Annotated in this window: 23 protein-coding genes; 12 read left to right on the top strand and 11 right to left on the bottom strand. The window is 70.5% G+C overall.

All coding sequences use genetic code 11. The features are described 5' to 3' along the window. Positions 1 to 992: 992 nt before the first annotated feature. Complete coding sequence (locus ACFYYF_RS40205; RefSeq protein WP_388784112.1) at positions 993 to 1,592, bottom strand: hypothetical protein; 600 nt, start codon at positions 1,590 to 1,592, stop codon at positions 993 to 995. Positions 1,593 to 1,691: 99 nt separating this feature from the next. Further along, complete coding sequence (locus ACFYYF_RS40200; RefSeq protein ID WP_388784110.1) at positions 1,692 to 2,408, bottom strand: hypothetical protein; 717 nt, start codon at positions 2,406 to 2,408, stop codon at positions 1,692 to 1,694. Between the two features lie 214 nt (positions 2,409 to 2,622). Here ACFYYF_RS40200 and ACFYYF_RS40195 point away from each other — a divergent pair, with 214 nt between their 5' ends. The 4 genes from ACFYYF_RS40195 (at position 2,623) to ACFYYF_RS40180 (ending at position 5,203) form a co-directional block, all read left to right on the top strand. Next, entirely contained in the window at positions 2,623 to 3,285 is a 663-nt protein-coding gene (locus tag ACFYYF_RS40195) for a DUF4328 domain-containing protein (RefSeq protein WP_388784107.1), read from the top strand. Between the two features lie 4 nt (positions 3,286 to 3,289). Continuing rightward, positions 3,290 to 3,784: a hypothetical protein gene (locus tag ACFYYF_RS40190; protein ID WP_388784104.1), complete on the top strand. Its 495-nt coding sequence runs from the start codon at positions 3,290 to 3,292 to the stop codon at positions 3,782 to 3,784. Between the two features lie 151 nt (positions 3,785 to 3,935). After that, entirely contained in the window at positions 3,936 to 4,652 is a 717-nt protein-coding gene (locus tag ACFYYF_RS40185; RefSeq protein ID WP_388784101.1) for a tetratricopeptide repeat protein, read from the top strand. Positions 4,653 to 4,852: 200 nt separating this feature from the next. Then, complete coding sequence (locus ACFYYF_RS40180) at positions 4,853 to 5,203, top strand: PRC-barrel domain containing protein (protein WP_361686391.1); 351 nt, start codon at positions 4,853 to 4,855, stop codon at positions 5,201 to 5,203. A gap of 148 nt (positions 5,204 to 5,351) precedes the next feature. Here ACFYYF_RS40180 and ACFYYF_RS40175 read toward each other — a convergent pair whose 3' ends face one another. Continuing rightward, a complete protein-coding gene (locus ACFYYF_RS40175; RefSeq protein WP_388784123.1) occupies positions 5,352 to 6,623 on the bottom strand; it encodes a phosphatase PAP2 family protein in 1,272 nt (423 codons plus the stop codon). Positions 6,624 to 7,002: 379 nt separating this feature from the next. On the opposite strand from ACFYYF_RS40175, the gene ACFYYF_RS40170 reads away from it, so the two are divergent. Then, the gene (locus ACFYYF_RS40170) at positions 7,003 to 7,803 is read left to right on the top strand and encodes a methyltransferase (RefSeq protein ID WP_388784098.1); all 801 of its coding nucleotides are present in this window, start codon (positions 7,003 to 7,005) and stop codon (positions 7,801 to 7,803) included. Positions 7,804 to 7,841: 38 nt separating this feature from the next. Here the strand turns inward: ACFYYF_RS40170 and ACFYYF_RS40165 are convergent, their stop codons facing one another. Together ACFYYF_RS40165 and ACFYYF_RS40160 are read right to left on the bottom strand one after the other, a co-directional pair. Then, positions 7,842 to 8,870, bottom strand: coding sequence for a DUF6745 domain-containing protein (locus tag ACFYYF_RS40165; protein WP_388784095.1), 1,029 nt, complete (start codon positions 8,868 to 8,870; stop codon positions 7,842 to 7,844). A 31-nt stretch (positions 8,871 to 8,901) separates the two neighbouring features. Further along, complete coding sequence (locus tag ACFYYF_RS40160; protein WP_361686401.1) at positions 8,902 to 9,228, bottom strand: hypothetical protein; 327 nt, start codon at positions 9,226 to 9,228, stop codon at positions 8,902 to 8,904. Positions 9,229 to 9,550: 322 nt separating this feature from the next. Between ACFYYF_RS40160 and ACFYYF_RS40155 the strand changes: the two genes are divergently transcribed. The 5 genes from ACFYYF_RS40155 to ACFYYF_RS40135 are packed head-to-tail and all read left to right on the top strand — an operon-like array spanning position 9,551 to position 14,876. Further along, positions 9,551 to 10,519 carry an STM4015 family protein gene (locus ACFYYF_RS40155; protein WP_388784093.1) on the top strand — a complete coding sequence of 323 codons (969 nt, stop codon included), beginning with the start codon at positions 9,551 to 9,553 and terminating at the stop codon, positions 10,517 to 10,519. Between the two features lie 36 nt (positions 10,520 to 10,555). Next, positions 10,556 to 11,719, top strand: a complete 1,164-nt coding sequence (locus tag ACFYYF_RS40150) for an STM4014 family protein (protein ID WP_388784091.1) — start codon at positions 10,556 to 10,558, stop codon at positions 11,717 to 11,719. Positions 11,720 to 11,777: 58 nt separating this feature from the next. Then, the gene (locus tag ACFYYF_RS40145; protein WP_388784120.1) at positions 11,778 to 12,584 is read left to right on the top strand and encodes an STM4013/SEN3800 family hydrolase; all 807 of its coding nucleotides are present in this window, start codon (positions 11,778 to 11,780) and stop codon (positions 12,582 to 12,584) included. After that, positions 12,581 to 13,954 carry an STM4012 family radical SAM protein gene (locus tag ACFYYF_RS40140; RefSeq protein WP_388784088.1) on the top strand — a complete coding sequence of 458 codons (1,374 nt, stop codon included), beginning with the start codon at positions 12,581 to 12,583 and terminating at the stop codon, positions 13,952 to 13,954. The genes ACFYYF_RS40145 and ACFYYF_RS40140 overlap by 4 nt, the downstream gene beginning before the upstream one ends. Positions 13,955 to 13,961: 7 nt before the next feature. Continuing rightward, positions 13,962 to 14,876 carry an STM4011 family radical SAM protein gene (locus ACFYYF_RS40135; RefSeq protein ID WP_388784085.1) on the top strand — a complete coding sequence of 305 codons (915 nt, stop codon included), beginning with the start codon at positions 13,962 to 13,964 and terminating at the stop codon, positions 14,874 to 14,876. A 21-nt stretch (positions 14,877 to 14,897) separates the two neighbouring features. On the opposite strand, the gene ACFYYF_RS40130 is transcribed toward ACFYYF_RS40135, so the two are convergent. Together ACFYYF_RS40130 and ACFYYF_RS40125 are read right to left on the bottom strand one after the other, a co-directional pair. Further along, complete coding sequence (locus tag ACFYYF_RS40130; protein ID WP_388784083.1) at positions 14,898 to 15,623, bottom strand: spermidine synthase; 726 nt, start codon at positions 15,621 to 15,623, stop codon at positions 14,898 to 14,900. A gap of 293 nt (positions 15,624 to 15,916) precedes the next feature. Continuing rightward, the gene (locus ACFYYF_RS40125) at positions 15,917 to 16,567 is read right to left on the bottom strand and encodes a hypothetical protein (RefSeq protein WP_388784117.1); all 651 of its coding nucleotides are present in this window, start codon (positions 16,565 to 16,567) and stop codon (positions 15,917 to 15,919) included. A 352-nt stretch (positions 16,568 to 16,919) separates the two neighbouring features. Here ACFYYF_RS40125 and ACFYYF_RS40120 point away from each other — a divergent pair, with 352 nt between their 5' ends. Continuing rightward, positions 16,920 to 17,561: a tetratricopeptide repeat protein gene (locus tag ACFYYF_RS40120; RefSeq protein WP_388784080.1), complete on the top strand. Its 642-nt coding sequence runs from the start codon at positions 16,920 to 16,922 to the stop codon at positions 17,559 to 17,561. Positions 17,562 to 17,624: 63 nt separating this feature from the next. On the opposite strand, the gene ACFYYF_RS40115 is transcribed toward ACFYYF_RS40120, so the two are convergent. Continuing rightward, the gene (locus ACFYYF_RS40115; protein WP_388784077.1) at positions 17,625 to 18,368 is read right to left on the bottom strand and encodes a class I SAM-dependent methyltransferase; all 744 of its coding nucleotides are present in this window, start codon (positions 18,366 to 18,368) and stop codon (positions 17,625 to 17,627) included. 353 nt (positions 18,369 to 18,721) lie between these two features. Here ACFYYF_RS40115 and ACFYYF_RS40110 point away from each other — a divergent pair, with 353 nt between their 5' ends. Then, positions 18,722 to 19,252 carry a hypothetical protein gene (locus ACFYYF_RS40110; RefSeq protein WP_388784074.1) on the top strand — a complete coding sequence of 177 codons (531 nt, stop codon included), beginning with the start codon at positions 18,722 to 18,724 and terminating at the stop codon, positions 19,250 to 19,252. 10 nt (positions 19,253 to 19,262) lie between these two features. On the opposite strand, the gene ACFYYF_RS40105 is transcribed toward ACFYYF_RS40110, so the two are convergent. The 3 genes from ACFYYF_RS40105 to ACFYYF_RS40095 form a co-directional block, all read right to left on the bottom strand. Beyond that, the gene (locus ACFYYF_RS40105) at positions 19,263 to 20,240 is read right to left on the bottom strand and encodes a patatin-like phospholipase family protein (protein WP_388784071.1); all 978 of its coding nucleotides are present in this window, start codon (positions 20,238 to 20,240) and stop codon (positions 19,263 to 19,265) included. Between the two features lie 138 nt (positions 20,241 to 20,378). Continuing rightward, entirely contained in the window at positions 20,379 to 20,981 is a 603-nt protein-coding gene (locus tag ACFYYF_RS40100; RefSeq protein ID WP_388784068.1) for a TetR/AcrR family transcriptional regulator, read from the bottom strand. Positions 20,982 to 21,156: 175 nt separating this feature from the next. Continuing rightward, the gene (locus tag ACFYYF_RS40095; RefSeq protein WP_388784066.1) at positions 21,157 to 23,076 is read right to left on the bottom strand and encodes an FHA domain-containing protein; all 1,920 of its coding nucleotides are present in this window, start codon (positions 23,074 to 23,076) and stop codon (positions 21,157 to 21,159) included. Positions 23,077 to 23,267: the final 191 nt, after the last annotated feature.

The raw sequence follows: 23,267 nt of genomic DNA, 5'->3' as shown, positions 1-23,267 counted from the left end.
GACATCGACAGCCCCCAAGAACTCGCCTGCACCACCATCCATCACCCAGAGAATCGCCTAATAACCAGGCAAGACAGATGAAAACGACCTCTCAGTAGGCGTTGTACTTCCTCCTCCCGCTCGTCCAGGAGCCGGGGAACATCGAACACCCCGTGGAGCTCCAGGACCCACCCGCACAAGTCCTCCTCGCCGGGACCGAATTCGGAGTAGAGCTCACGGGGATCCGAGCCCAGCAGTCGCATATCGGGGGCAGGAAGACCGAGTGCCAGACAGACGGCCCAAACCGCTGCGTCCCAGTCCCCGGTCCGTGCCGCGAGCTCGGCGAACACACCGACGGGCGGGAGACCTTCCCGCAAACGGTCCGCCACCGCCACCAACGCGGGGTCACCGCCTTCGTGGTCCGCCACGCACCGGCCTCCTCGACACAGCCCCGACCAGTCTCGCTCTCGTTGAGCCTGTCAGACACGGTACCGGCCCGTGGCCTGGTCTCCTCAGGCGCTCTCGGGGAGCATCCTTGGGGTCCTCAACGGGGTTGGGACTCGACGTACCGCTGTCGGCACTTCGCCAGAGCCTCCCCCGGCTCGATGCCCTGGGGAATCGAATGGTGATGGACCAACGCCTCGGAGACTCTCTCGAACGTATGGCCGTACGTGCTGAACCGCTCTATCGACAGCAGCGCCTCTGTGTACGCCTCACGCCGCGTGTCGGTCTGCCAAGGCCAGTGGTCCGCGACCAACCGACGCCGTTCCAGGAGCTCTTGATGCGCCGTCTGCCGATCCAGCGCCTCGAACTGGGCACGTCGCTGGAACCGGTCTGCGCAATACTCACCACACCGGCCAGTGCCGCGCCTACGGCTGCGCCGATGACACCCACCCAGGCAGAGTCCACTCGTGGATGGTGCCGCCTGACGTGCCGGTGGTCGACCCCGTCGTCATGGGCGCCACGGCCCCGTTAGCCGCACCCACCCGCATTCCGGACGCGACAAGGCGCTGTCAGCGACGACGCTCGCCGCGCCGCGGTGCACGGCGTTGCTTTCCCGGCAAGGTGGCGGTCAACTCGCCCACCGGGCAGACGTCGTGGCATGCGCCGTCCCGGCCGCCCCTGCACCACCACATCGGCGCCCCGGCCGTGTCCGGTCTTCCGGGGTACCAGTCGGTGGAGGTGCCCGGCGGGCGGGGATGCATACCGGTCCCGTGGTCCGGGCAGACCGGCCAGACCTGCCAAAGGAGTTCCATCACGGTCTCCTGCGCCGCGTCGGCGACCGCGGCCAGGACCGCCGCGTCGTCGTCCGGCTCCGGCGGGGCACCCTCCTCCAGGTCCGTCGCGTTCACCGCGTTCCCGTGCCAACGGCCGTCCGGCAACGCCACGTAGACCTGCTCCTCGCCGTCGGCTTCCCCGGGCAGGGTCTCCTCGGACGGGACGACCAGGAGCACCAGCGCTTCCTGACCCGGCAGGGTCGCCACCAGGTCGCGGTTGACGACCGCGAGCGCCGCCTCCGTCTTCGGCCACTGCCCGGGCTCGGCCCTCCGGGGCAGTGGCTGGTCCTGTCCGTCCTGGCCCGGGCCGATGCGGTGGAAGGAGAAGGAGTTCACGAGGTCATGGTCGCAGCCACGACGGACGAGGGAGCATGGGGCCCGGTACCGCCGGTGCGGCGCCGGGCCCCTCGCCCGGCTTCTGGCCGGGTTGAGCGGTCAGCCTGCCTGGGCGCAGATCGCGTAGACGGCGGCGGTGTAGTGCGGTTCGTAGCCGCCGTTCATAAAACCGGCGGTCCAGCCGACCGGTGTGCTGCCGGCGACGATCGGGTTGGAGTGCAGCGCCGCGCCGTACGACTGAGCGGTTGTCCCGGGCAGGTACCAGCCGCCCCCGGTGGCGATCTCGCCGTCCGGGCACCGCGCCTCGACGTCGACCAGGTCCAGGACGGCGACGGTCTTCGTAGCCGTGACCACGTGCGCCCCCACGACCCCGTCCGCCCCCGCGGGTCCCGCAGGTCCCGCGGGGCCCGAAGCACCGGTGTCGCCCTTGTCACCCTTGTCGCCGGACTCCCCCTTGACTCCGGCCTCTCCCCTTTCCCCCTGCGCTCCCGGGTCTCCCTTCTCCCCCTGGGCGCCCTGCTCTCCGACATCCCCCTTGGTGCCCTGGTCTCCCTTGTCGCCTTGGTCTCCCTTGGGGCCGGCGGGGCCCTCGGGGCCGGTCCTGTTCCAGGTGACCGAGTCCTCGCCGGCACGGCACGCGGAGTCCGGCTCGACGACGCGCAGTCGGCCCTTCGCGTTCACACACCCCTGGATCGTCCCGTCCGCGGCGATGTACGAACGCTGCTCCTCCTTGGCCAGAGCGAAGTCCGCGGACGTCACCAAGATCACGACAGAGGCGGCGGCAGCGGCCACGACAGCACGACGAACGAAAGTCACGGATCCCCCCGGGATTGTTGAACCACTGACTCACAACTCGTCCCCAGATCTTCCCAACTGCCCCTGACATAACACTTGTTGCCGGAATGAGCAGCAGTCCCAGCGCCCCGGCCGCTCCAGTGGGCACCAGCGGAAAGCCCCAGGCACTCGCTGGTGGGTTACGATCACGCGCCGACCTGCGGAAAGTCCGAACAGGGGCTCGCGGAGGTACATCGTGAACAGGACAGTGAAGTCGCTGGGCGGGCTGGCGCTCTGGACCTGCGGCGTGCTCACCGCGTACGCACTGCTGACCGTCGCGACCGGCCTGGCCGCCTGGCACAAGCACCAGGTTCTGCTGGCACCTCCGCTGCCGCCCCGGCCCGACGGCGGCGAGGCCCTGCCCCTGATCAACGCCGACATATGGTTCGGAAACCTGCTGGGCTGGTGGCAGGCAACGACCCTCGCGGCGATGCTTCTCCTCATGGTCTGGATGACCAACATGCGCGACATCGCGGAACGGCTCTGGCCGGAGGGACAGCGCCGCCGCCGCGCGTGGCTGTTCTTCGGCTGGGTGCTTCCGGTGGCCGACCTGTTCGTCCCCAAGATGATCGTCAACGACCTGTGGGCGGCCGCCGAACCCGGCACCCGGCATCGGCGCGGCCATCCGCTTCTCACCGTCTGGTGGCTCTTCGTCCTCGCCGCCGGCGCGGCGGGCGACAGGGCCCTGTCCGCGATGAAGAAGGCGGACACCGCGGCGCAGTCAGGCCAGGCGTTGCACCACGTGATACTGAGCGATGGTCTGTACGTGTGCGCCACCGCGCTGTCCATATGCGTGGTCTGGCAGCTCAGCGGGAGAATGCGGAAGGCCCTGTCCGACATGCAGGCGTTGCTGGTCTGACGGGATGGGACGTCGTCGGCATCGGCAGTTGGTCATCGGCTCCGATCGATTCCGGTGGTGGGTCGGTCATCGCCATGTGCCGACCTCGGACACCGACTTTACGGCCGGACACTCCTGCCAGGAGGTCCTTGCGTTCACGCGCGAGGGCTCGCCCGGCGTGATCCGCATCGTCTTCGACTCGGGCCCCGGTCGTGTGGTGGGCGGCGGTGGTTGGGGCGCTCACGAGGGTGGTGTCAGCCGGGTGGACGGCGGTTATCTCAATCTCCACCGGCCGGCGTCCGTGCGAGGGTTGATCGAAGCGGCTCTGGCGGACGGCCGGCGCTTCGGGCGCGCCACCCAGGTCGACGGATGGCGCTACTTCGATGCCGTGGCCGCGAGCGTGCCACCTGCCCGCGCACCGCACCACCAGGCCGACTCGACCGCGAAGAAGAACGCTGTCCGTTCGCCGGAGCCCGGTGATGAAGAACGGAGTGACACCGGCGCCGGGCCACGATCCTGACCGTAGGACCCGCTGACGCTCCCCCGGCCAAGAGCTCCGCGGACGGCGGCGCGATCGCGCCCCGGTTCGATGTCCCCCTGGCCGTACGCGCCCCTCGTGCCGGTTGACGGGCCGTACCATCGGTTGAGGCCACGACGCGAAAGGCAGCGACATGGTGCAGTGGCAGGGGACCAACTTCACCGTGGACGGACACGAGCCGGCCAGTTCCGAGGAGTACTACCGGATCGGCCTGCACTGCTGGAACAGCGGGCAGCACCCCGGTGCGGAGGTCCACTTCCTCGAGATCGCGGCGTCCACCGGCCACAGTGCCGCGATCGAGCTGCTGGGGCACATCGACTACACGCAGGGGCGGTACGCGAGCGCTGTGCCGCGGTTGCGGCACAGCAGTGGTTCACCGCGAGCGGCCTTCTATCTCGCCTCGCTGTATCACCACGGCTGTCCTCAGGCCGGCATCGTCGAGTCGCTGGACGAAGCGGCGCGCTGGTACGCCAGGTCGGCCGAACTGGGCGAGCCCGAGGCGATGCTCGTATTGGGCGAGCTGTATCTGGAACGCCTGATCCCGGTCAGCCGGACTCCGGCGGAACACGCCCTGGAGCAGTTCCTGGCGGCCGCCACGCGCAACCACCCGTACGGCCAGTACCGCGCCGCGGAGATCTACCGCACCCTCTACCAGGACAACGAACGAGCCGCGGTGATGTACCAGTCCTGCGTGGACAATCCGATGACCGCGCGCCACGCCCTGGGGTCGATGATGACGCTTCAGAGCCAGGCACACCTGCGGGAGATAGCGGCCTTCAGGGCAGCCCGCCAGATGCGGCAGCGGCGTGACACCGTCAATCCCACGCAACGGCGAGGCGACTACTACTGACGTACTACCGACGCCTTCGGTCGGTGGAAGGCCAGGTCACACAGGGGGTCCTCCTACAAGGGCGCGGGCCGAGGTGTCCCGGAGCCGTCCGCAAGGCTGGATCCGTCATCCCGCGCGGGGTTCGTCTAACGTGGATGACGCCTGCGCGACTCCCCGGTTCCGCTGCGGACGAGCGTGGATTCTCGATGAGGGAGCCGTTCATGACCGACAGCATCTGGGGATACGACCCGGCGGCCGGGCACGTCACGGGCACGGATCTGGCGGGGTACAAGGTCGAGGCCGTCGACGGCGCCATCGGCAAGGTCGACAAGCATTCGGACGACGTCGACTCCGCGTATCTCGTGGTGGACATCGGCGTGTGGATCTTCGGCAGGCACGTCCTGCTGCCCGCGGGCACGGTGAGGCGGGTCGACCGGGACGAGCGAAAGATCTACGTCGCGCTCACCCAGGAGCAGATCAGGGAGTCCCCCGAGTTCGACAGGGCCAAGCACGTCGGCGACGCCGACTACCACGATCAAGTGGGCGGCTACTACCAGAGCCACCGCAGCTGACCCGCCTCCTCGCGCCCCCTGCCCCCACCCCCTCGCCCTCCTCGCGCCGGCGGGCCGGAGCCGGGCTAGGAGTGCGCTCCAGGGCAGATCCAGCCTGCCCGGGGGACGGGCGGACTCCGGCCCCCCGCTCCGCTGGGGGCCGGAGCGGTCACGCCTGAACGAGCTGCGGTTCCGGTTGCTGCACGGGCGCGATCGCCGGATTCCACAGTCTGGTGGTCCGCAGATAGCCGTAGATCACGGAGGCCATCGCCAGGAGGAGAACCGGTCCGAACACCCAGGGGTACCGGGCCATCTCCACCGGCAGATAGCGGTACGAGACCACCAGCGCGACGAAGACCGTCGAGCCGTACGCGACCAGCGAGACTCCCGCCCGGTCCCACCCTCGGGCGAAGGCGCGCATGGTCGCCTCGATCGTGAGCGCGAAGACCACACCGGCGACGAGATCCGCGCCGTAGTGGTAGCCGAATCCGAGCGTCGCCGTGAGCGTGCCGACCAGCCAGAAGGTGCCCGCGTTGCGCAGGAGCCGTGAGCCCTCGCGGGTGTGGATGAAGAGCGTGGTGGCCCAGGCGGTGTGGAGGCTGGGCATGCAGTTGCGAGGGGTGATCTCGTCGAACGGGAACGGCTGCGGGGAGCCGGTCGACAGGGGGGTCTGCGGCCACAGGTTGGCCGCCGCCCACTGCCCGCCCTCGGCTCCGTAGGCGAAGACCGGACCGACCACCGGGAAGATCATGTACACCAGGGGCCCGACCAGACCGATGGCCAGGAAGGTGCGCACCAGATGATGGGCGGGGAAGCGGCCCTCGCGCGCCACGTTGCGCAGCTGGTAGAGACCGAAGACGGCCGCGGCGAGCGGGAGCTGGCCGTAGACGAGGTGGAGGGCGTGGTAGCCGATCGGGCCGGTGGCGTCGACGAGGCGGCCCATTACCCAGGACGGGTCGCCCAGCGCGTGATCGGCTGTGGCCACGTAGGCGTCGAGCACGGACGGACGGGTCTCCGACGTGATCATCAGCCAGGTGTCGCCCGTCTTGTGACCGGCCACCAGGAGCAGGCCCAGTCCGACGCCCTTCAGGAGCAGGAGGCGTTCCTTGCCCGTGCGGCGGGTGACGGCGATGAACGCATGACCCAGAATCACCCACAATGCGCCGTTGCCGAACATCATCGGAGCGCCGACCGCCCAGCGCACCAGGAAGAAGACGACGTCGATACCGGCGGCGATTCCGAGCGAGATGAACCGCTGCCGCCAGGAGAGGACCACCATCATCAGCGCCAGGCCGGCGTACAGCAGCGGTCCTGAGGTCGGAGTGAATATCACCTCCCGGGCCTGGTTGGTGATCGGCCCCGGCATGCCGTAATGGCGCGCGACGATCTCCATCGCGACGAGGAAACCGAAGGTCACCACACTCGCGACGGCCCACAGAATCACCCGGGACCGATGCCGCTCGTCGAATTCAATTATGTCTTTTATTCGTGAAGTTACTCGGGATGCTATAGATATCAACTGTTCGGCCGATTTGTTTAGGTATGGGTCATCCGACTCACCCTTCGCGCTAGACAGCGTGTTCTTCTAGTGAAGGACGGACGATCAGGGCAATCGTCGTGAGTTCGATCATGCTATGAGCGTTACAGGTGGGTTTCAAGGGTCACAGCCAGTGCAAAGACTGGCAGATCCCGTGCCCGACGTTCTGCCGGGGTGCCCGAAAGCTGCCACTCTGTCTGTAAATCGTTCTTCGACATTCAGGGGTTTTCATGGCGCGGACAGACGGGAGACCCATCGCCGGACGGGTGCCGGAGGGGCATTCATGACCGGCGCCACAGCCCCTGACGGCCGCTACGGTGAAGACCTTTTCGAGCCGGAGCACCCGCAGGAGGCCGAGCGCATCGACGCGGCGGCCCTGGTCTACGACCCTGTCACCACAGGCCGTCTGCGCGCGCTGGGCTCCGGACCGGGCGGCCGCTGCCTGGAGGTGGGAGCCGGAACGGGGACCGTGGTCCGCTGGCTGCTGGAGGAGGCGGGAGCCGCGGAAGTGGTCGCCCTGGACCGGGACACCGGCGGCCTGGAAGCCCTCGCGGGTCCCCGGGTGCGCCTGGTCACCGCCGATCTCCGGGACGAGAACCTGGACCTGGGCACGTTCGACCTCATCCATGCCCGGTTCGTCCTCATGCATCTGCCCGAACGCCGTCAACTCGTCTCCCGTCTCGCGCGCTGGCTGAACCCCGGCGGCTGGCTGGTCCTCGGCGACGCCGTCGAGGTGCCGAATCCACTGGACTCCTCGTCGGCCTACCGGCGGACCATGGACGCCATGTGGCAGGCCCTGCGGTCGACCATCGGCACCGACACCTCGGACATCCCGGCGTATCCGCACTTCCTGCGGGAGGAAGGGCTCCAGGACGCCGGCGGCGAACTGTTCTGCCCGCCGCTGGTCGCGGGCGGCCCGCTGTCCCGCTTCTGGTCCGAGACGTGGGACCGCATGCGCCCCGCCCTGGAGGAGACCGGACGAGTCGACTCCGCCGTCGTCGACGAGGCCATGGCCTACCTCGCCTCGCCCCGGCTCGCCGAACTAGGACCCGGCATGATGATCGCCTGGGGCCGACGCCCCTGAGCCCGCCGGGCCCCCCCCCCCCCGGGCGCCGGTCGTCCTCACGTCTGCCGGGACGGCTCGTACACCTCGGCGGCGAGACCGAACGTCCACGCCACTCCCTCACGAGCCGTACGGGTCGTCGGCGGGACGCGCAGCCAGTACGTGCGGCTCGTGCCGTCGGGCTCTGGGGTCGAGTTCACGACCTCGACCATGACCACGTCCTCGTCTCCGGACAGTTCGACCCGCCACAGCACCCCCGTCTCGTCGCGGTGCACGGGAACGGCCCCCGACTCGTCCAGGTACCGGTCGTAGCCGTAGTACTCCAGCATCACCCGGCGCAGCTCGGCGTTCTCCTCGTCGCGTATCCGCTCGGGGGTCAGCGCGGTGAGTTCGTCGAGGAAGGTGCGCGGGACCGGCATGCCGCGCCACGCGAACAGTTCGAAACCGTCCGCGTAGTTCAGGGCCGGGCCGTCCCCCCGGTCCAGGCGTCCGGCCTCGTCGCGGTGCAGGCTCAGCGGCCGCTCGCTGATGACCGCCACCTTCTCGTACGGCCACCACCAGCCGGCTTCCCGCGCCACCGCCGCAATTCCGGCCAGGTCGCTCGTCCCGTCGGGGTCGAAGGCGCACAGCCATGCCGCGTCGTGCTGCCCGAGGGTCGCGTCCAGGAGCAGCAACCGCACCCGGCTCTCCTCGTGCCGGTCGGTGCCGAGGTCCTCGACGATGCCCGCGCGCACGCGGTCGGCCAGCGTGCGGGCCGACTCCCACAGCGGCGCTCCCGTGGCCCGCCAGTGCCCGCACCATCCCTCCGGTCCCAGCCGTTCGTGCGTTCGCGCGCGTTCCGCCGCCCAGGGTCCGGCGACGACAGCACCGCGGACGCAGGCCCCGGTGTCCCCCAGCACCGCGCCGTCGACGGGGGCCGTACCCATGAGCATCCGTACGGCCTCGTGCGGTGACCGCGCCCAGACGATGCGCTCGGGCTCGTCCAGCCCGGCCTTGCGGTAGGCGAGCCGGACGCCTTCCTCGGCCGCCGCCCGGTCACCCGCCCCCGTCCGTGTCGCGGTGGCACGCCAATCGCCCTGTCCCATCACACCGTTTCCTCTCCGATTTCCCCTGCGCTTGTCAGTCGGCGACGATCCGCACCGAGCCCGGCACGTACTCACGCTGGCGGATCACCCGGTACCAGCCCTTGGGGAGGGAGATCGCCGCGTGTTCCTCGTGCACGACCCGCGCCCCGTCCGGGACATGGAGGAGCATCGGGCCGAACACCCCGCCGTCCGGTATCAGCCGCCCCGGACCGACCACGGCGTGGGCGTGCCCCGTGACCTCACCGAGGGCCAGCACGAGCCGTCCTCGGCCGTCGCGGGGCTCGGACGCCGCGTCGAGGACGTGGCCCGGCACCGCTTTCTCGTCCAACGGCACGATCAGCACGTCTCCTTGACGGAACATGGGTCTCCCTCCCGGCACGGCACTCGATGTGCCATGGGAAAAACCGTAGGGGCGACCACTGACAATCGGCCTCCGGACCGACCGCACACCCCTGCTGGCCAGGCGTCATGTCCCGAAGGCCGGTCGTCGTACCCGTTCCCGCCCACCGGCGGCCACGGTCGCCGCGACCGTTCCCCCGCATCTTGTCCACAGGTGCCGACCCCGTTCGCCCCGATGTCGGTGGGGCTTGGTACAACTCGTCTGTCTGGGTGCGGACCGCGCGCTCCGGACTCGCCACCACGACCGGCGATCCACCGGTGTCAGCACGAAGGAGCGGGCGCGCATGACCATCAACAGCCATCTCGAGGAGTTCCACGGCCTGCCGGCCTTCACGTTCCCGGACGCCGACGACAAGTCGAGCCGCGCCGCCTCGCTTCCCACACCCGACAGCGTCGCCTGGCGCATCGCCGTGGACGCCTACGACAGCGAGGAGGAGTGGGAGGACGCCTTCGCGCGCTTCCTGGACACCGTGGACACGGAGCAGGTGCGGGCGCTGATCGTCGGTGCGTGGAGCGAGGTCTACGACACCTCTCCGCACGCGGTGATCGAGGCCCTGGTGGGCGCGCGCGACCGGCTGCCGGCGCTGCGCGCCCTGTTCCTCGCCGACATCGTGATGGAGGAGTGCGAGATCTCCTGGATCGTCCAGGGTGACGTGTCGCCCCTTCTGGACGCCTTCCCCTCCCTGGTCGAGTTCGGCGTCCGCGGCGGCAACGGCCTGGTCTTCCCCGCCGTGAAGCACGAGCGGTTGCGCACTCTGACCGTCGAGAGCGGTGGTCTGCCCGTCGAGGCGGTGCGCGGCATCGCCTCCAGCGACCTGCCGTCGCTGGCCGCGCTGGACCTGTGGCTGGGCACCTCCGAGTACGGCGGGGACGCTGATGTCGCCGACCTGGAGCCCTTCTTCGCGGGCGGCCGGCTGCCGAACCTGGTCCGGCTGGCCCTGCGCAACAGCGAGATCCAGGACGCCATCTGCACGGCGCTGGCCTCGGCCCCGGTCGTGGCGCGCCTGGAACACCTGGACGTCTCCATGGGCGTACTCACCGACGACGGCGCGACGGCCCTGCTCTCGGGCCAGCCGCTGACCCACCTCAAGGTGCTCGACCTGCACCACAACTACCTCAGCACGGCGGTGCGGACGCGCCTGCTGGAGACGCTGGAACCCGCCGGGGTCGAGGTCCGCGCCGACCAGGACGACGCTGAGTCCGACGAGGAGGAGGACGGCACGGTCTGGCGTTTCGTCGCGGTCGGCGAGTAGCGCTACCGGCACGGGCGGGGAGTACGAGGAGGCGGTATGGGCGGGATGCGGCAGCGGGGCGCGCCGGTGAAGTGGGCGGTCGTCGCGAACGGCGAGAACCGCCGGGTGGACCTGTTCAGGGCGGCGACCGAGAAGGCGGGCTGTGGCGCACCGCGCCTGGTCGAGTGGCGGGACGTCCTGCGGGACGGCGGCCACGAGTTCGCGGACGACGAGGTCGTCCGGCTGGACTCCCCCGGCGAGAACGCCGAGGTGGACCGGCTGTTGCGCGGCGTCGACGAGCCGACCAGGGTGGAGGGTTCCGCGCGCTGGTACGCGGGTCTCCTGGACTGCGTGGGCTCGCTGCGCGGCGGCAGGCGGCTCGACGACCCGGCGGATCTTGCCGTGCTCTTCGACAAGAGGCTGTGCCACGCCCGGCTCGACGCGGCGGGTGTGCCGGTGCCGCATTCCCCGACCTCGGGTGGTCTTCGGGCCGTGGACGACTGGAGCGGCGTCCGGGGTCTCATGGCGGAGGCCGGGCTGAGGCGGGTCTTCGTCAAGCTCGCGCACGGCTCGTCCGCGTCGGGTGTGCTGGCCGTCGAGACGACCGCCGCCGGCCGGATCCGGGCCACCACCTCGGTCGAACGCACCGCTGACGGCGCCCTGCACAACTCCCTGCGAATCCGCCGCTACACGGACGAGGCAGGGATCGCCGCGATCGTGGACGCGCTGGCCCCGGACGGACTGCACGTCGAGCGCTGGCTGCCGAAGGCCTCGCTCGGCAGCAGGTCGGCGGACCTGCGGGTCGTGGTCGTGGCCGGCCGCGCCACCCACGCCGTGGTCCGTACGAGCCGTTCTCCGCTGACCAATCTGCATCTGGGCGGTGCCCGCGGCGATCTCGCGGCCGTGCGCGCGCTGGCGGGCGACCGCTGGGCGGAGGCGCTGTCCATCAGCGAGCGGGCCGCCGCCTGCTTTCCCGGCACCCTGTGCGTGGGCGTCGACCTGCTTCCCGCGGTCGGCTGGCGCCGGTTCGCCGTCGGGGAGGTCAACGCCTTCGGCGACCTCCTGCCCCGCCTGACCGGGCTGCCCGGCAGCGGCGCCGAAGGCATGAACACGTACGCGGCGCAGGTCGCGGCGGTCCTTTCCCGCTCCCCCGAACCCTCCCCCGTACGAACCGCACCTCCGCTCGACACCCCTGCCAGGACAGCACATGCCTCAGCCTGATCCCGACCGCACAGCGGCCCGGACACCCTCCGCCCCCGAACCGGCCGGGACGCCGGACATGAACGAGGTGGTGGGACGGGACGACCTGCTCCTGCTCACCCTCGACACCCTGCGCCACGACGTGGCCGTCGAACTCGCCGCGGCCGGCCGCCTGCCGAACCTGACCGCGCACCTGCCCGGGGGCACCTGGGAGCGGCGGCACGCGCCGGGTAACTTCACGTACGCCTCCCACCAGGCCATGTTCGCGGGCTTCCTGCCCACTCCGGCCGCTCCGGGGCCGCACCCGCGGCTGTTCGCGGCACGGTTCGCGGGCAGCGAGACGACGGCGGACCGCACGTTCGTCTTCGACACCCCGGACCTGGTCTCCGGACTCGCCGCGCACGGCTATCGCACGGTCTGCGTCGGGGGTGTCGGCTTCTTCAACAAGCAGGGCTCGCTCGGCGGCGTCCTGCCCGGACTCTTCCAGGAGAGCCACTGGGAGCCGGAGTTCGGGGTGGCGTCGCCCACCTCGTTCGAGGCCCAGGTCGCCCGGGCGGAGAAGGTCGTGGCCGAACTTCCCCGTGAACAGCGGCTGTTCCTGTTCCTGAACGCGTCGGCGCTGCACCAGCCGAACTGGTTCCACCTGCCCGGTGCCACCCGTGAGGCGGGCGACAGCCTGGTCACCCACGCGGCCGCCCTCGAGTACATCGACGCTCATGTCGGCCGGCTGTTCCGCGCGATGAGCTCGCGCCGCCGCTGCTTCGCCATCGTCTGCTCCGACCACGGCACCGCCTACGGAGACGACGGCTACACGGGCCATCGTCTCGGCCACGACAGCGTGTGGACCGTGCCCTACCGCCACTTCTTCCTGGAGCCGACCGTATGACGTCCGCCCCCGTGGCCGCCCCGACCGGTCTGCCGCGCCCGTACCAGAGCTACACCTACGCCTATCCCCACAAGACCGCCTACCGGCCCCTCACCCCGCGCCCCGCGCTGAAGGACCTGTGGGCCGGCGAGTGCCGGCGCTCGCTGTCGCTGTATCTGCACATCCCGTTCTGCGAAGTCCGCTGCGGCTTCTGCAACCTGTTCACCCGGATCGGGGCTCCCGGAGACCTGACGGGACGCTATCTGGACGCGGTACGGCGCCAGGCCGCCGCGATGCGCGAGGCACTGGGCGACGAGGAGACCCCGCGTTTCGCCAACGCCGCGTTCGGGGGCGGCACACCGACGTTCCTGGAGGCGGCCGAGCTGGAGCGGCTGTGCGACATCGCCGAGCGGGAGATGGGGGCCGACCTCCGCGCGATCCCGCTGTCCGTGGAGGCCTCGCCCTCCACGGCCACGGCCGACCGGCTGGCGGTACTGGTCGAGCGGGGCACCACCCGTCTCAGCCTCGGGGTGCAGAGTTTCGTCGAGGAGGAGTCCCGTGCCGCCGTCCGGCCGCAGCGGCGCGCCGACGTGGAGGCGGCGCTCGCGCGGATCCGCGAGGCCGGCGTCCCCGTCCTCAACATCGACCTGATCTACGGCATCGACGGCCAGACCGCGGCCAGTTGGCGCCACTCGCTGGACGCGGCCCTGGCCTGGCGGCCCGAGGAGATCTACCTCTATCCGCTCTACATCCGGCCCCTCACCGGCCTCGGCCGGCACTCCGACGCGCGGACGGCCGATCTGGAGTGGGACGAGCAGCGGCTGCGCCGGTACCGGGAGGGGCGCGACCGCCTGCTGGCACAGGGCTACGAGCAGGTGTCGATGCGGATGTTCCGGCGGGCGGACGCGCCTCCGCAGGGGCCGGACGACTACGCGTGCCAGACCGACGGCATGATCGGTCTCGGCTGCGGCGCGCGCTCGTACACCTCCACGCTGCACTACTCCTTCGACTACGCGGTGTCGATGCGCGAGATCCGCGGCATCATCGACGACTACACCGCCACCGAGGACTTCTCGTACGCGCTGCACGGCCGTCGGGTGGACGAGGACGAGGCACGGCGCCGGCACCTGCTGCAGTCCCTCCTCCAGGCGGAGGGCCTGCCCGTCGCGGACTACCGGCTGCGCTTCGGGTCGGATCCCCGCGACGACTTCCCGGCCGAGATCGGCGCGCTCGCCGACCGGGGATGGCTCGCCGACCGGGGATGGCTCGCCGACCGGGACGAGGACCGGCTGCGTCTGTCCGCGGAAGGACTCGCGCACTCGGACGCGATAGGCCCCGAGTTCTTCTCACCGGCCGTTCGGGACGCCATGGCCGCCTACGAGACGAAGTGAGGCTCCGGTGGACCTGACGATCCTCTACCGCGGCCCGCTCGCCTCCTGCGACTACGACTGTCCGTACTGCCCGTTCGCGAAGCGCCGCGACACCACCGCACAGCTGCGGGCCGACCGTGCGGCACTGGAACGGTTCACCGCGTGGGCGGGCGAGCAGCGCGAGGACCGGCTGTCGGTGCTCTTCACCCCGTGGGGCGAGGGGCTGGTCCGCTCCTGGTACCGCCGCGCCCTCGTGGAACTGTCGCACCAGCCGCACGTCAGGCGTGTGGCCATCCAGACGAACCTCAGTTGCCGCACCGACTGGCTGGAGGCCGCGGACCGGGACACCGTGGCGTTGTGGTGCACGTGCCACCCGGGCCAGACGCCGCACGAACGATTCGTCGCCAAGACGCGGCGGCTCGGCGAGCTGGGTGTCCGTTTCAGTGTCGGTGTCGTCGGCCTGCCCGAGCACCGGGAGCCCGCGCACAGACTGCGCGCGGAGCTCCCGGAGCATGTGTACCTGTGGGTGAACGCCGCCGAGGGACACACCTACACGGACGAAGAGGCGGACACGTGGACGGCTCTCGACCCGCTGTTTCCCTTCAGCCGTCACCCCCACCGGTCGGCGGGACTTCCCTGCCGCACCGGCGAGTCGGTGATCTCGGTCGACGGCGACGGGAAGGTGAGCCGCTGCCACTTCGTCCGGACCGAACTGGGCCGGCTGTACGACGGCTCCTACCGTGCCGCGCTCACCCCGCGCCCCTGCCCGCTGGCCGTGTGCGACTGCCACATCGGCTACGTGCACCTGGAGACGCTGCCGCTGTACGACGTCTTCGCGGGCGGTGTCCTGGAACGCGTCCCGCGCGTGCTGCCGGAGGGGAACCGGGCGTTGCTTCCCGTGGTCCCCGCCGTCGGTTCCCTCCGGGGGCCTGGCTCGGGGTGACGACCGCCCCTGCGGGTGGGGTCAGTCGGCGCGCCGTCGGGCGACGTAGACCGTGTTGGCGGAGGTCCCTCCCTGCAGCGGGTTGTCGAAGTCCACGACGTGCGCCGCGGTGTCCGTGAAGACCTCCGCGAGCACCGCGCCGAATTCGTCGTCCGGCGGGTCGTTCGACCACAGCGCGAACACACCGCCGGGCTCGAGCAGTTCGGCCAGGGCCGCCAGACCGTCCCGTGTGTAGAGCACGGCATGGCCGGGGTGCAGCACATGGCGCGGCGAGTGGTCGACGTCCAGGAGGATCGCGTGGAAGCGGCGGCCGGGGGTTTCGGGGTCGAGGCCTCGCGGTGTGCCGGTGGTCATGGCGAAGAAGTCCCCGCGCACCAGCCGGCACCGGGGGTCGGACGCCAGGCCGGCGCCCAGGGGTACGAGCCCGCGCCGGTGCCAGTCGATCACCTCGGCCAGGGTGTCGACGACGATGAGCGAGCGGACGCGCGGATCGTCCAGGGCGGTCCTGGCCGTGTATCCGAGGCCGAGTCCGCCCACGACGACGTCGAGCGGGCCCTCGGACAGTTCCGCCAGGCCGAGCCGGGTCAGCTCGACCTCGCCCTTGGTGAAGAGGCTGGACATCAGGTACTCGTCGCCGAGCTTCACCTCGTACACGTCGTCGCCCGAGAGCGGATCCCGCCGACGGCGCAGGCTGATCTCGCCCATGGGCGTCGGCCGCCAGTCGATCTCCTCGAAACGCGCGCTCATCCGATGCCTTTCTCCCCAGCCTCGCCCCACCCCCGCGGGCGGAGGGGCGGTCACCGGCGCCGGGCGCCCCGGCCGGGGCCGTGCGGGCCGAAGGGGGCACCGCACGGTCCGGATCGGGCCCGGCGCTGTGGAGGATCTTGGCACGGGAAAGCCACCGGCCGGTGCCCGAATCGTCGTACGGCACCGGATCGGGTCGGTCGGCGGACTCCCCGTTCGCGCGCGCCCGGTCGCGTCAGGCCTGCGCGGCGGCCTCGCTGATGTCCCGGTGCAGCCTGTTCGCGCGCGCGGTCGCGTCAAGCCTGCGCGGCGGCCTCGCTGATGTCCCGGTGCAGATGGCCCATGAGCTCGCCCATCTCGCGAACGTCGGCGCTCGGCGCGTCGGCGTTCTCCGCCGCGCCGCGCAGCCAGTCGGCCGTCGCCAGAGCGAGTGCGACGGCGTCGTCCACACGGCTCTCGCCGAGGAGTTCCTCGATCCTGAAGGCAAGACTGCCCAGGGTTTCGGCGTTGGTCTCCGGCGCCAGGTAGCCGCGCAATCCGGCGGGGAAGGGGTCCCGGGCTCGGGCCTGCTGTACGGCGTCGATGACCGCCGGGTCCTCGCTGTACTGGTCGAGATGGCCGAGGAGGACGTAGATCCGCGCGACCAGCCGCGGCCGGCCGGGATGGCGGTCCAGCCAGGCCATCAACTGCTGCTGGCCACCGAGGTGGTCGACGACCGGCGTGAGCGCCTCCACCGACTTGGTGGGCAGATCCCAGTGATGGGGAAGCATCCGGGCGATCTCGTCGGCCAGGCTCGCCTCGTCCTCGGCGCTGAGCGTCCCGGCGGTGAATCCGCTGACCTTCGCACTGTCCAGGGCGAACCCGTCGGGCAGCGCCGCCCGGGATGTGCGGGTCGAGGAACCGTGCCGTCGGCGCAGCAGTTCACCGACGCTCTTGAGGAGCGGCATGTCGTGCACGAAACCTCCTGATGAACGCGCTCAAGGGCCAGCCTCGGGTCCAGGGCGGCGACCGCGGACGGTCCGGACGGCGATTCCATCGGCTGCTCCCCGGCATCGACACCATCACCCTGCCGCCCGGCCGCCGGGTCCGCGCGCCCGGTGACCCGGACGGGTACGGGACGCCGCGCTTGTGCCGCGCAGGGGCCGGCATGAACGGGATGCCGCCTCGTGGGGCCGATCTTCGGCCATAAAAGAGTGCTGGACCGGCCGCCGCTCGAGATGTGCACGATGGTTGGCTGCTGAACCAGTGGCTGCGTGGGGCGCCGCGAGCGGGGGCGGACACGCCCGGGAGGGACGGGGGATGCGGGAGCAGGATCGGATCGAGCGGGTTCGGGAGCTCTACGAGTCGGCGATGTTCGGCGGTGACAGCTCCGCGCTCGCCGCCGCCGACCAGGAGTTGGACGCCGTCGAGGCGGCCGTGTCGTTGGAGCGCGGCAAAGTGATGCACGTACGCTTCCTCGACGACCGGCGGGAGGAACCGCGGGAACTGGCCCTCTTCGAGCACGCGGCCGAGCTGTACCGGCGCGTGGGAGACGCGAGCGGTGAGGCGGACGCCCTGTTCTGGATCGGGTGCTGGCACCAAGTCGTGCGCGGTGACGGTGCCACCGCCCTGCCGTACTTCGAGAGGTCCTACGAGCTGGCGCGGTCCGTCGACGACCGGAGGACCATGTCCTACGCGGTCCGTCATCTCGGATTCGCCGCGGTGGAAGCGGGGCGGCTCGACCGAGCCCGTGAGGCGCTGACCGAATCGGTGGCGCTGCGCCGCGAGATCGGGTTCGTGCCGGGAATCGCGGCGGGCCTGGTGGCGCTCGCCCATCTCTGCGTCGATACCGACGACCGCGAGGCGGCCGTCAGATATCTCGACGAGGCCCGGAATGTGGCCGAACAGTGCGGGGCCAAGGGCGTGTTGGGGTGGATCGATCAGGCGAGAACGCGGATCTGAGGCGGACACCGCATCGGACGGTGACCTTTCGCCGCGGCGCTCGGGCGGGGTCTCCCGTGAGGGTCAGACGTCCGACACCAGGAGTCGATAGCCGACGTCGAAGGTGTCGAGGTCGAGGAGGTCGGCCTGACGCCGGTGCCACCGGCCGCTCGCCAGGTCCTCGGTGAGCGCTGCCAGGCCGGGAGCGAGGGCGTCCTCCCCGGTCTGGGCGAACATGGAAATTCCGGCGCGCACTTGGGGGTCGAGGTAGGCGTGGGGGCGGCGCCAGAACGCCGCGCCGAACCCGTCCGTGCAGTCGTGGGGGACGTGGACGGGCTCTTGACGGGCCCCGCCGAGCAGGGTGTCCAGCCGCTCGATCGGGACGGCTCGGCTGTCGTCGAACGCGGCGGCCTGCGGGAGGTATTCGCGTACGAGCCAGAACGTCTCGCGGAAGATCTCCTGGTCCCAGGTCAGGATGACGATACGGCGGCGAGCGACCCGGCGGAGTTCGGCGATGCCGGCCGCGAGGTCGGTCCAGTGGTGGACGGTCAGCAGTGCCATGACGGCGTCGGCGGCGTCGTCGCGCAACGGAAGACGTTCGGCGACCGCGCACACGGCGGGAGCGGAACGCGGCGGGCGCTGGGCGATCATGATCTGGCTGGGCTCGACGGCGAGAACCGTCTGCTCCGGCTCGTAGGAACCGGTGCCGGCGCCTATGTTGATCACCGTCCTGGCGTCCCCCAGGGCGGCGTGCACCTGTCTGGCGATCCGCGGGTCCGGCTGCCGGGTCCGGCCGTACGTCGCGCCGAGCGTGTCATAGATGGCCATGCCCCTCAGTATGCGAAGAAGTCACCCACATCGGGACCGCTCCCGGGAACTGGTGACCTTGCGGAAAGGGGGGAAGAGTGCTGCCGTCTCCACCGTGGCGTCGGGGACGGAAAAAGGCTCGTCCCGTACGAAACGGGACGAGCCTTCATGGAGCGCCGGGCAGGCCTTGCACCTGCATTTCTCCGCAGGAAGCGGAGCGTCTTTCCTTGGACCACCAACGCATCGAGGACCGGGGCGACTCCCCCGACCAGCTCAAGATCAATACTATCAGACGATCAAGCCCGCCTCGCCACCACCGAGCCACCCCGCATCCGCATTCGCATCCGCATCCGCATCCAGGAGGTCGCAGCCGTATGAGCGAGTCGTACTCGCCCGTCCCCGAACTGAACCTGCTCAAGGAGTTCCAGGACCGCCTCGGTCCCGCGTTCTACTCGGAGGGCTTCGAGCTCGTCGAGTACGAAGGGGACGCCGGACTCCACACCTGGTCGGAGGATCCCGGGTTCCTCAGCCGGTTCATCCCGTTCGCCAAGGCCAACGGCTCCGGTTCCGACTACGCCCTGTGGCGCTGCGACGATCGTACGGACCTCGCCACGCTGCCGGTCGTCTTCGTCGGCGACGAAGGCGACCTGTACGTGATCGCACGGGACCTGAGGGAGCTGTTCCGGCTTCTCACGATCGACCGTGAGCCCGTCTCGGAGGGGTTCTTCGGCTACGGCGCCGTCGAGGAGCACAGCCAGGGGCACGCCGAGTTCGTCGCCTGGCTGGACCGGACGTTCGGGCTTCACCCGCCGGAGGATCCGGACGCCCTCTGGAACGCGCGCAAGGAGCACGACGACCGTTTCAGGGCCTGGGCGGGTCGCTTCGCCGACCTGGGCGACTGGTGACCGGCTCTTTCTACGCGCCGTACAGGCGGCCGTAGGTGTCGTGCACGGCGGTGCGGCCGGCTTCCAGCGCGGTTTCGAGGAGGTCGCCCTCGCGCGCCAGACGGCTGACCGTCGGCGAATCCGGTGCGGGGCGGATCGAGACGACGGCCGCATGGTCGGCCAGGCGGGCGTCGTCCTCGGCCAGGCGGGTCTCGCGGTCGAGGAACACCTGGCGCAGGGCCACGGGCTCACGTCGCAGGACCGTCCTGGCGATGAGCGGGGCGGAGCGCGACGGGCGCGCGACGTCGGTCGCGCGCCGTGAACGCAGCACCATGACGTGGGTCGCCCCCTGGGCCAGCGCGGTCCGGTAGGGAATGGATTCGGAGACGCCCGCGTCGTAGAACCGGCGTCCGCGCAGCGTCACCGGTTCGCCGGCCAGGAGGGGCAGGGAGGCACTGGCCCGCAGCGCGAGGCGCAGCTCCGCGGGGTCGGAGATGAAGGGCCGCAGGTCGGTCGACTCGCCGGTCTCGGCGTCGGTGGCCAGTGGGTGGTATTCGATGTCGCTCGCGAGGATGGAGTCGAAGTCCATCGGCGCGCAGTCCTGGTCGCCGTAGCGGTACAGCACCTCGTAGAAGGCGTGGAGATCCACCAGGGGCTTGCCGCGCAGCGGGTTCGAGCGCCGGATCAGGGTCCTGGCGTACTTGGGGACCGCCCAGAAGCGCAGGGACTGCGGGCTCGTGCTCAGCAGCCACGCCGCGGAGGCGGCACCGGCGGAGGCGCCGTAGACGGCGTCGAAGCCGTCGGTCAGTCCGAGTTCGTGGAGGGCCAGGGCCATCCCGCCGGCGATGATGCCGCGCATCCCGCCGCCCTCGATGGCCAGCGCGACGCGGTGCCCGTCGGTGCGCGCGCCGGGGCGGCTGCCGGTTCGCGCTCGCTCGGTGAGCACGCCCCAGACCGCGTGCGGCTCCTCGGGTTCGGCGGTGGCGGAGTTCGTGGCGGTCGTCGTCATCGCGGTCGGGGCTCCAGGGGCAAGCTCGGGGGTGTTCCGCCGGGGGTGACACCGCCCGCCGGACATTCACTTTACCAATGAACAGCCACTCACTAGCCAGCGGCTAGTCAAACGGGTTCGTGCGGCGTCCGCGGGCCCCTACGCCCTGTGAGGACCCTCGGCCTCCGGGATGGCGAGGAGACCTCGGGCAGTCAGGAGCAAGGTGCCCCTCAGGTCGTCGTCCGAGAGGTCGGACAACTCCCCGAGACCTTCCAGCATCCACAGACACATCACGTACGCCATGCGCTCGACGGGCGTGGGCGAGCCGCCGAACAGCACCCGCAGGACGCGCCGCCTGCGGGTGTCGTTCTCGGCGTAGACGCTGGCGGCGCGGATCTCGGGATCGTGCAGGAGCATGGTCCCGAGTTCGCGGTTGCGCACCAGGAAGTCGACCCAGCCGACCGCGTACGCGTCCAGCCTCTCCCGGCGTGACGGCATGGCCGCCAACTCGTCCAGGAGTACGGTCATTTCCTCCACCGTCGGATCGAGTGCAGCCTGGAGGATCTGCGCCTTGGTCCGGAAGTGGTAGTAGACCGCGGCTTTGGTCAGGCCCATCTCGTCGGCGATCGCCTGCAACGAGGTCGCTTGATAGCCACGGGCGGCGAACAGCCGCTGGGCCGTCTCGACGATCTGCTGTCGCGTCGCCGCGGCCTGGGCGGCTCGACCGACCACCGGGACGCCCGGCTCTCGCTCGCTGGGCACGCTCGTTCGCTCCCGCACGGGTCTTGCCTTCATCGGCTCTGAGACATCTGAGGACAGGGGACAGGGTGTTCACTTTACCTTCGCTGTCCGTCGGCCAGTGAACGGCAGGCGGGTCCGGACGGGGATCGTCGGCCCGTCCGGACCGGGTTCGTCAGCCCCCTCCGGACCGGGACCGTCAGCCCGCGGCCACCGCCGGATCCGCGGGCACAGCCGGCTCAAGGGCCTCGACGGCTGCCGCGGCAGCGGCGGAGTCCGGGCCGTAGAAGATGTCGATGTCGACCTCCTCACCGCCCATGGTGAGGGTGTCCCAGGCGCCGCTGAGCACCAGCATGCGCAGCGTCCTGTTCTCCAGGGTCCCCAGACGTTCCAGGATCGCCTCGTCGTCCGGCATGCCGGACATGCGCGTGGCCAGCCGGGAACGGATCCCGCGCAGCCGCTCCAGCAGTGTCGCGGTGTCGGACTCGCGGTCCGGCTCCTCGGCGATCCCGTCGATGCCGTGCGCGATGATGTCCTTGATGGCCCAGGTGGCGCCCTTGTCGTCGGTGGTCACCATCGCCTTCCAGGCGCGGCTCTTGTGGCGGTACTGGAGCATCGACATGGCGGCCTCGTGGCGCAGGAAGTCCGCGTCCCGGAAGGGCTTGCCGTTCCAGGCGCCATTGAGGGAACGGGCGAGCGAGATCGCCGAGGCCAGGCCGCTGTTGAGTCCCCGGCCCGGCCAGAAGTGGATGGAGTTGGCGGCGTCGCCCAGCAGGAATCCGTACGTGCCCGGCGTGTTGGCCGTGGGCGGCAGCAACTCGGCGGTGAAGCGCGGGCGTTGCACCATGCTGAGACGGAACGACGTGACCGCGCTGAGTTCGCCGGGCTCGACGCCGAACAGGCGCAGTCCCTCGCCCACCCGCCTCCACAGGGCGGAGCCCTTGATGAGGGCGGGCAGGAACAGGGTGCTGTGCGTGGAGCAGCGGTAGTCGCCGTGCTCGTCGCGCCCCATGAGACAGGGGCGCGAGGCGATGCACTCCTCGAAGACGCGGCGGACCGGGTCGATGCCGACGACCTCCGCGGCCTCGGCGTCCGTCAGCCGCATGTTGAGGAAACCCTCGCCGCGCAGGGAGTTGAGCAGGAACCGGTTCTGCCCGACGGTGAGCAGGACGGCCATGGGGTCGGCCAGCGCCGATTTCACCCGCAGGCCGAGGACGACGTCCTGGAGGTGGCGGTCGTCCAGCGAGTAGATGGATTCGTCCGCCTTGCCGAACTTGGCGGCGAAGTGCTCGCGCGTGTGCGACCGTCCGCCGTCGCAGATGGCCAGGACGTGTTGGCCGGCCAGCGCGTCCCGCTCCTCTTCGACGCTGAACCGGGCGGGGACGAGCCGGATACGGCTCCGCTTCTCGTTCGCCACTTCCAGGAGCCGGTCCTCGATGTAGGCGATGCGCATGTTGCGCGGGTGGTGGTCGCCGATGGAGTCGGGACCCGACGGCCACATCTCGGTGTAGCTGTCCGGGTCGAACAGCCGGGCCTGCACCTCCGCGGGCAGGCTGAGGTACTGGCGGCTCTGCACGGTCACCACCTGCTGGCGCCGCACGTTGCCCTGACTCGCGTCCTTCCAGACGATCTTGCGGCCCTGTTTCCGCCACCGGCCGTCGTAGACGGTGATGTTCACCTGAGCGCCGAGGAAGTGCTCCAGCAGCAGGGCGAGCGACAGGCCGACGGGGCCTCCGCCCGCGATGGTGACCCGCAGAACCGGCCCGTGTTCCAGTTCCTCGTCACCATGGGTCAGCGCCCTGGGCAGGGAGAGCGCCATGATCGTCTCCATGGCGTCCGCGACCTCGAAGCGGAACTCCTGGTCGCCGATGGTGATGTCGTCGCCGGCCTGGAGGAGCCGGGACTCGATCTCCTCGCCGTTGACCAGCGTGCCGTTGCTGCTGCCGCAGTCGCGCAGGACGTAACCCTGGGTGTCGTCCAGGACGATCTCGGCGTGGAAGCGGGAGACGCTCAAGCTGGAGACGACGACCGTGTTCTCGGGGTTGCGCCCGAACGTGACCCGGGTGCCGATCACCGGTATGCGTTCTCCGGCCAGTAGTCCTTCGCGTCCGACAAGCACCGGCGCCACTGGATTTCCTCCCCGGGTTGACGACATTGCTGGTGTCGCGGCACCACCCGTGCACACGTGCGGCCGGGCCTGACCGGGCAACGTGCGACGAACGGGGCGGGGCGACATTCACTCGACGTACGGGAGCGGTGAACGGTTCAGTCCGACAACGGCGCGGAGCCGCTTGACCGGTACGGATGCCC

It is taken from the genome of Streptomyces sp. NPDC001914 (genome assembly GCF_042891215.1).
GTDB lineage: Bacteria > Actinomycetota > Actinomycetes > Streptomycetales > Streptomycetaceae > Streptomyces.
The sequence above is the reverse complement of the archived record's forward strand: the minus strand, read 5'-3'. Positions and strand labels throughout refer to the sequence as shown.

Coding starts and splice junctions, on each gene's coding strand:
- ACFYYF_RS40155 (WP_388784093.1), top strand. CDS start 9,551: ATGACCATCAACAGCCATCTCGAGGAGTTCCACGGCCTGCCGGCCTTC.
- ACFYYF_RS40125 (WP_388784117.1), bottom strand. CDS start 16,567: ATGCCGCTCCTCAAGAGCGTCGGTGAACTGCTGCGCCGACGGCACGGT.
- ACFYYF_RS40140 (WP_388784088.1), top strand. CDS start 12,581: ATGACGTCCGCCCCCGTGGCCGCCCCGACCGGTCTGCCGCGCCCGTAC.
- ACFYYF_RS40105 (WP_388784071.1), bottom strand. CDS start 20,240: ATGACGACGACCGCCACGAACTCCGCCACCGCCGAACCCGAGGAGCCG.
- ACFYYF_RS40120 (WP_388784080.1), top strand. CDS start 16,920: ATGCGGGAGCAGGATCGGATCGAGCGGGTTCGGGAGCTCTACGAGTCG.
- ACFYYF_RS40160 (WP_361686401.1), bottom strand. CDS start 9,228: ATGTTCCGTCAAGGAGACGTGCTGATCGTGCCGTTGGACGAGAAAGCG.
- ACFYYF_RS40190 (WP_388784104.1), top strand. CDS start 3,290: ATGGGACGTCGTCGGCATCGGCAGTTGGTCATCGGCTCCGATCGATTC.
- ACFYYF_RS40115 (WP_388784077.1), bottom strand. CDS start 18,368: ATGGCCATCTATGACACGCTCGGCGCGACGTACGGCCGGACCCGGCAG.
- ACFYYF_RS40145 (WP_388784120.1), top strand. CDS start 11,778: ATGAACGAGGTGGTGGGACGGGACGACCTGCTCCTGCTCACCCTCGAC.
- ACFYYF_RS40150 (WP_388784091.1), top strand. CDS start 10,556: ATGGGCGGGATGCGGCAGCGGGGCGCGCCGGTGAAGTGGGCGGTCGTC.
- ACFYYF_RS40185 (WP_388784101.1), top strand. CDS start 3,936: ATGGTGCAGTGGCAGGGGACCAACTTCACCGTGGACGGACACGAGCCG.
- ACFYYF_RS40110 (WP_388784074.1), top strand. CDS start 18,722: ATGAGCGAGTCGTACTCGCCCGTCCCCGAACTGAACCTGCTCAAGGAG.
- ACFYYF_RS40130 (WP_388784083.1), bottom strand. CDS start 15,623: ATGAGCGCGCGTTTCGAGGAGATCGACTGGCGGCCGACGCCCATGGGC.
- ACFYYF_RS40170 (WP_388784098.1), top strand. CDS start 7,003: ATGACCGGCGCCACAGCCCCTGACGGCCGCTACGGTGAAGACCTTTTC.
- ACFYYF_RS40180 (WP_361686391.1), top strand. CDS start 4,853: ATGACCGACAGCATCTGGGGATACGACCCGGCGGCCGGGCACGTCACG.